We start from the raw sequence: 6,105 nt of genomic DNA on the forward strand, positions 1-6,105 counted from the left end.
TGCTCGGCCACCAGTACCCGGATCCTGGCCGCCCGGCCACCTGTCACCGCTCGGGCCTTCGGTTGCCGGCGGGGAGCCCCGGGCCGGACGCGGGGGCCGGCGCCCTTCCGAGGGGCAGTACCAGCGCACGGAGCAGCGCCGTGCCGGGCGGCCGGTGGACCTCGCCGACCTCCTGCCAGCCCCAGGACCGGAAGGCTGCCAGGCTCCTGACGTCCGACCGGGGCACCAGGGTGGCGCCGAGCAAGGCCCGATGGTCGTCCAGCAGCCGCTCCTGCAGACGCCGGCCGAGTACGAGGCCCTGTTCGTGCGGGGCGACCACGACGGCGGCGATGGCGAAGACGTGCCCGGAGGCGGTGAGTTGTTCGATGCCCCGGGGTAGGGGCCCGAGCAGCCCTCGCCACCAGGAGCCGTCCCGCCGCAGCGGGAAGCCGAAGACGCACCCGAACAGGGTGGCCCGCTCGGCGACCAGCATGGAGAACCCGGGCCGCCGGACATCGCCCGTGAGGCGGTGAAGGAAGGCTTCCCGGCCGCTGTGGGCCGCACCCGCCGCCGGATGGGAGGACTCCACATACAGGTCCGCCACGTCTTCCTTCAGTCCCTCGGCCTGCCACCGGTTCAGCCGGCGCAGCCGGATCGCGGTCATGTCCTCCCGGCCGTACGACCCCCTGCGGCGGCCGCTCTGCGCGCGCCCCAGCGGCGAGGTGTCCGTCACCGCACACCGCCCAGGACGGCGGGGAGGGCGGGAGCGGGATGGTCACCGAGCAGGAAGCCGGAACGGGTGATGTCGATCATCCGGACCAGTACGGGCGGCGGATGGTGCAGGCGCAGGATTCCTCCGGCCGCCGTGATGCGCCACCACGCGGACAGGAGGACGCCCAGGCACCTGCCGTCGCAGAAGGTGACGCCGGACAGGTCGACGTCGACGGTACGGACGCCTTCGTGCAGGCATTGCTCGAGGGCGGTGCGCAGCGAATGGACGGTGGCCACGTCGATCTCTCCGGTCGGAGAGATCAGCACCCGGCCGCTCTCGTGGTGCGGGTGGGCGTTCGGATCGGGGACACGCATGATGGGGTGCCTCGGTTCGGACCAGCCGGGCAGCACCCTTCGGCGCCGCATTCCCGGCCCCTGGGGGCACGTCCCGGTGCGGACGTACGCGCGCGGTGGGTGGGGCCGGTCCGGCAGCCTGCGTTCCAGGATGGGGACGTGCCACGCCCTCGGACACGCCGGGGCGGACGGACCGCGGTCCGTGCCGCGACGCGGAAATCTGTGACAGACAACGCGCCGTCGGGGTCTGGAACGGGGACGCTCTGTCCGCAGCATAGCCCGGCGCCCGTGCCCGCGGAGAGGTGCAAGCAGGCCCCTTCTGGCTGATTGCCGACCAGCGCGTGGGGCGCGCCGTCGTGCGCCCCACTGCGAGCCGCAGGCAGAAAGGACCCGAATCGTCGACGGCGGCGAGCCCGGCCTCATCGGCAAGACACCCCCTAGTTCCAGGGGAGTCGGGACCTGTGGGACCAGTAGGCCTGAGGGGTTTCGGCCATGCCCGAGAGGTGGGCGAGCTGGTCGGTACCGAGGGCCACCCCGGTCGCCAGCAGGTTCCACGTCGCCTGCACACTGCGGAACAGCGGTCGGCCGTCGACGGTGAGCTCCAGCGCGGCGCGGTTGGTGTCGCGCTGGCCGGGGCCGCTCGTCGTCAGGCCCACGGCGATGCCCGCGGTCGCGAGCGCGGCGAGCCGGCGGTGCCGGGCTGTTGGGGGTGACCGCCTGGACCTGGTACACGTCCAGGCGGCCGCCGAGCCACGACCGGGACGACAACGGCAACGAGTCCCCGGCGGGCGCCAAGGCCGACTACGTCATCGACCAGGGTGCCGGCGGCACCATGATCTGGGAGCTAGCGGGCGACTACCGCTGGGACGCCACCGAGAACGGCGGCAGCGGCCAGTACGTCTCCGGCTCCACCCTGACCACGCTGATGTACGACGAGTTCAAGAACGCCACGGCGTTCGGCGCGACCCGCTCGACCATCGCGCTGCCGCAGCAGACCCTGGCCCCGTCACCGACCGGCAGCCCCTCCGGTTCGCCGTGGCCCTCCCCGTCCCCGTCCCCGAGCAGCAGCCCGTCCGGCTCCCCGTCGTCCTCCCCGTCCTCGACGCCCGGCACCTGCACCGCGCCGAGCTGGAAGGCCGACACCATCTACCCGGCCAAGGGCGTCCAGGTCTCCTGGAAGGGCCGGACCTACACGAACAAGTGGTGGAGCCTGAACGAGGACCCCGCCAACAGCGGCCAGGACGGAGTCTGGACCGACAACGGCCCCTGCTGATCCCCTGCGCAGGCACCCGCAAGGGTCCGGTCCGCATCCCCGGGAATGCGGACCGGACCCGCGCTCGGCGGGAGCCGCCACGGCGGCCCGGTGGCTACGCGAAGAGCCGGCGCCAGGTCTCGGGGCCCGGGTAGCCGTCCGCCTCGGCGCCGCGCCAGCCCTGCGCCCGCTGGAAGGCCTCCACGTTGCGGCGGTCGCTCTCGGACCAACGGGGGCCCGGGCCCTCGGAGTAGTGCCGTCCGAAGCCGCGCTCCACGAGCCGCCGGCCCAGCCGCGCCACGTGGTCGTTGGACTGCCCGGGGCGGAAGTACTGGCCGCCGGGGAAGGCGGAGCCGGTCGTCGGCCCGTCGCTGCCGGAGCCGATGTCCCGCCCCTTGCCGCTGGTCAGCAGGGCCCAGGTGGCCGCCCCCGGGATCCCGTCCGCGTCCGCGCCGCGCCACCCCTGGGCCTCTTGGAAGGCCTTGGTCGCGGCCCGGTCCGCCGAGCTCCACACGGGTCCGGGGCCGGAGGTGTAGAAGCGGCTTGCGCCGCGCGCCACGAGCATCTGGCCGAGCCGGGTGACGTGGGTGTTGTTCGCCCCGGGCCCGAAGGAGCGGGCCCCGGGGAACGAGCCGGGGTCCTCGTCGCCGCCGCCGCCTTCGCGCAGGCCCGTGTAGCGGTACGCCACGTAGCGCGAGGAGTTGTTCCAGTACGCGTACGGGGTCGTGCGCTTCAGGGTGTGCGGGCGGGTCTGCTCGTAGGCGGTGTAGCGGGTCATGGACGCATCGGTCCAGCCGCCGAAGAGCACCACGTGGGATCCCGCGCCAGGGTCCGACGGATTGTGGAACAGCAGCATGTCGCCGGGCAGCAGCTCGGACTTGGATATGCGCTGCCCGTACCGGTCCAGGCTGCCGGTCCACTCGTTGGAACCGAGGCCCCAGGCCATCGACACGAAGCCGGAACAGTCCGTCCGGTAGCCGTTGCGGTACGCGTACATGCTGTACGGAACCTTCGCATCGACCCACTGCTGGGCCCGGCGCATGATCTCGGCGCGGGTGGTGGCGGTTGCCCCCGGGGCCGCGAGGCGCTGTGCCGACGTCCGGGCCAGCGGGCCGGCCGTCCCCTGCGGAGTCGCTTGCGCGGAGTCGGGGGACGGGGCGCGCCCGGTCTCGACGGCGTGCGCGGCCGCCGCGGGCCCCGGTACGAGGGTCAGGCCGCAGGCTCCGGCGAAGCCGGCGACGGCCAGGGCGCGGACGCGGCCGCGCGGTGCGTGCTGCGCGAGGGCGGTCCGGCGCTGGGAACGGCAGCCCGCGCAGGGGCAGTTCGTCCCCGGCTGTATCTCGGTGAACGCAAGCATGGCCATAGGTGGTAAATCCCTCCGTAGTGGGGTGTAACGGACCTAAGCTGATCATGATCCGTGGTATCCGGGGAGGGGCTTGGGTTCTTCGGCGCGGCGCGGCGCGGCGTCCGGCCGCGGTCACGGATCCTGCTGGGTCTCATCGAGCCGGCGGCGCATCCGCATCAGCGCGTCGTGGTCGGCGATCGAGGCCAGGGCGGTGATCAGGGCCTGGATGCGTGGTTCGTCGCCGTCCCGGACCGCGCGGGTCAGGTCCTCGATGAGTGCGTCGGCGGCGTCCGGGCCGTGCGGGATCTCTGTCAGGGTCCGCTCCGTGAGGTATGGCCCGGTCCCTGGGGGGTGAGGACCGGGCCACGATCAAGGGGCCCTTTGGGGCCTTCGCGTGGTCAGCGGGTGTGGCGGCCGCGCCGGCGCCGGGCGATCGCGATCCGCGACGTGACTCCGAGCGCCAGGACCACCGTGCCGGTGAGGGCGATGAGGAGGGTGGTGCTGTCCGCACCGGTTTCGGCGAGGTTCTCGCCGTCGAGGGGTTCCGATCCGCCGTTGGGCTTCAACCCGTGGGTGGAGGAGGCCGCATGGGTGCCGGGATCGTCGTCTCCGTGTCCGGAGTGTTCGACGGAGGACATGCGGGCGCCCTGCGCGATCTGGGTGTCGGTCGGGGTCTTGGCGTAGGGGCAGTCGCTCGTGCCGATCCGGTCCCAGCGGCCCCGCCCGGGCCGGCTCGGCTTGGAGGGCTTGGAGGGTTTGCCGCTCGGGGTTCCGGCGGAGGATCCACTGGTTCCCCCACCGCCTGTCGTTGCCGTGCCGCCGGCCGTGCCGGACCCCCCTGAAGTAGCCGTGCCGCCAGTGGTGTTCGCCCCGCCGGTGGTGGATTCGCCACCGCCCGTACTGCCGTTGTCGGCGCCGAAGACGACGTCGGAGCAGCTGTAGAAGGCCTCGGGGCTATCGGAGCGCTGCCAGATCGCGTAGATGAGGTGGCGTCCGCTGCGCTGCGGGACCGTGCCGGTGAAGACGTAGTCCTGGCCCTGCATGTGGGGGCTGTTGGTGTCGGCGAACGGCTTGTCCTCGAGGTCGGACCACTTCAGGGGCTTGGTGGGGTCGTAACCGTCCTTGGTGATGTAGAGCTGGAAGCCGCCGGCGTGCGGCGCGGTGCCCTTGTAGTGGAAGGTGCGCTGCCCGGCCGTCATCGAGCTGGCCGGCCAGTCACCGCGGGGCAGGTCCAGCCCCTTGAAGGTGGGGTTGCCCGCGGAGCAGAGCTGCCCGTCGGGGATGATCTGCCGGCTGCGTCCGCCGGCGTCCGCGATGTTGACCGCGTTCCAGTCGTAGAACGCCTGCTTGCCGGAGGCGGCGATGGCGGCCTTGCACGCCGCGGAGCTCGGGTTCTCCGGCCCTTCCGCGTAGCAGGCGGCGACCCGGCTGACGGGATCGGTCATCGAACCGTGCGCGGCCGCCGGGATGGCCGCATAAGCGGCGATGCCGAGCGGCACCAGGGTGAGCGTGGCGACACGGGAGGCGGAGCGGCGAGTGGACACAGACGGATCTCCTCAACGGATGGCGCAGGTTCTCTCGGGGAGGGGGGCGCACGGCACCGGACCCATGTCCCCTGGGATCCGGCGCCGGGCGATGCGACTCCCCGGCATCCACGAACGTAGCCACGCCCTCACCCGGGTTCGAGGAGCTTCCAGCCGCCTTACGGCCGCCTTAAGACCTGGCTAAACCGAACAGGTGACTCAACTGTGCCCGGCCGGACCGCCCGTCCGGCTGCACGGGCACGGCGCCGGTCCGCCGGTCCGCGGCGGGGCCCGGCTGCGGTCGAGGTGCAGGAGGGTGACCGGGGCTGTCGCTCCGTCATCCGTTCAGCCGAATTCCGCTGCCTCGTGAGCGAAGCGTCCTGCAAGTGATCTGACCTGCAAGATCGGTGATCTTCAGGTCCTGGCGTGTACGTGACACGCCGACGCGTGGCCGTGCTTCGAGATGCGCCGTACGGGCGTCGGCCGTGTGCTGATACCGGGACGCGGTTTCCGGCTTGCACGGGGGTGGCTCCGTGGTCGTGTCCAGGGGAGAACATCATGCGTGCGTCCTCGATCCTCACCGGTGGTGCGGCCTCCAACCCGGTCGTGATCCAGCCCAACCCGGTCGCTCCGGGCGGCCAGTTCTCCGTTCCGGCGAACACCAAGCCCGGTTCGTACGAGGTGTCGTGGTCTGCGACGACGACAAGGGCCATGTCGAAGGTCCCTTCACCGGCACCCTCACCGTGTCCGCGGCACACCCCAAGGGCGCCGTGAAGACCGGCCTCCGGCCGGGCCTGACCGTCCCGCGGCGCAGGCCGTACGACCGCAGCCGCAGTGGTGGGGGGGGGGGGGGGGGGCGGCCCCCCCCCCCCCCCCCCCGGGGCCCCCCCCCCCCCCCCCCCCCCCGGGGGAGGGACCGGCGCCCCAACAAGGGGGGGGGC

Annotated in this window: 6 protein-coding genes; 1 reads left to right on the top strand and 5 read right to left on the bottom strand. The window is 72.8% G+C overall.

Annotation, left to right across the window (positions count from 1 at the left end):
• Positions 1–43: 43 nt before the first annotated feature.
• From ACFWNV_RS12160 to ACFWNV_RS12170, 3 genes are all read right to left on the bottom strand, one after another.
• On the bottom strand, positions 44–712 hold the full coding sequence (locus tag ACFWNV_RS12160) for a hypothetical protein (RefSeq protein WP_383944487.1): 669 nt from the start codon (positions 710–712) through the stop codon (positions 44–46).
• The gene (locus tag ACFWNV_RS12165) at positions 709–1,065 is read right to left on the bottom strand and encodes an STAS domain-containing protein (RefSeq protein WP_383944490.1); all 357 of its coding nucleotides are present in this window, start codon (positions 1,063–1,065) and stop codon (positions 709–711) included. Before ACFWNV_RS12165 ends, ACFWNV_RS12160 begins: the two co-directional genes overlap by 4 nt.
• A gap of 416 nt (positions 1,066–1,481) precedes the next feature.
• A complete protein-coding gene (locus tag ACFWNV_RS12170) occupies positions 1,482–1,700 on the bottom strand; it encodes a hypothetical protein (protein ID WP_383944493.1) in 219 nt (72 codons plus the stop codon).
• A 53-nt stretch (positions 1,701–1,753) separates the two neighbouring features.
• Between ACFWNV_RS12170 and ACFWNV_RS12175 the strand changes: the two genes are divergently transcribed.
• Positions 1,754–2,317: a chitinase C-terminal domain-containing protein gene (locus ACFWNV_RS12175; RefSeq protein WP_383944496.1), complete on the top strand. Its 564-nt coding sequence runs from the start codon at positions 1,754–1,756 to the stop codon at positions 2,315–2,317.
• A gap of 94 nt (positions 2,318–2,411) precedes the next feature.
• Here ACFWNV_RS12175 and ACFWNV_RS12180 read toward each other — a convergent pair whose 3' ends face one another.
• Positions 2,412–3,659: a peptidoglycan-binding protein gene (locus ACFWNV_RS12180; protein ID WP_383944499.1), complete on the bottom strand. Its 1,248-nt coding sequence runs from the start codon at positions 3,657–3,659 to the stop codon at positions 2,412–2,414.
• 380 nt (positions 3,660–4,039) lie between these two features.
• Positions 4,040–5,185, bottom strand: a complete 1,146-nt coding sequence (locus ACFWNV_RS12185; RefSeq protein WP_383944502.1) for a lytic polysaccharide monooxygenase — start codon at positions 5,183–5,185, stop codon at positions 4,040–4,042.
• Positions 5,186–6,105 lie beyond the last annotated feature (920 nt).

The organism is Streptomyces sp. NPDC058401 (assembly GCF_042722885.1).
Taxonomy (GTDB): domain Bacteria; phylum Actinomycetota; class Actinomycetes; order Streptomycetales; family Streptomycetaceae; genus Streptomyces.

Coding starts and splice junctions, on each gene's coding strand:
- ACFWNV_RS12165 (WP_383944490.1), bottom strand. CDS start 1,065: ATGCGTGTCCCCGATCCGAACGCCCACCCGCACCACGAGAGCGGCCGG.
- ACFWNV_RS12180 (WP_383944499.1), bottom strand. CDS start 3,659: ATGGCCATGCTTGCGTTCACCGAGATACAGCCGGGGACGAACTGCCCC.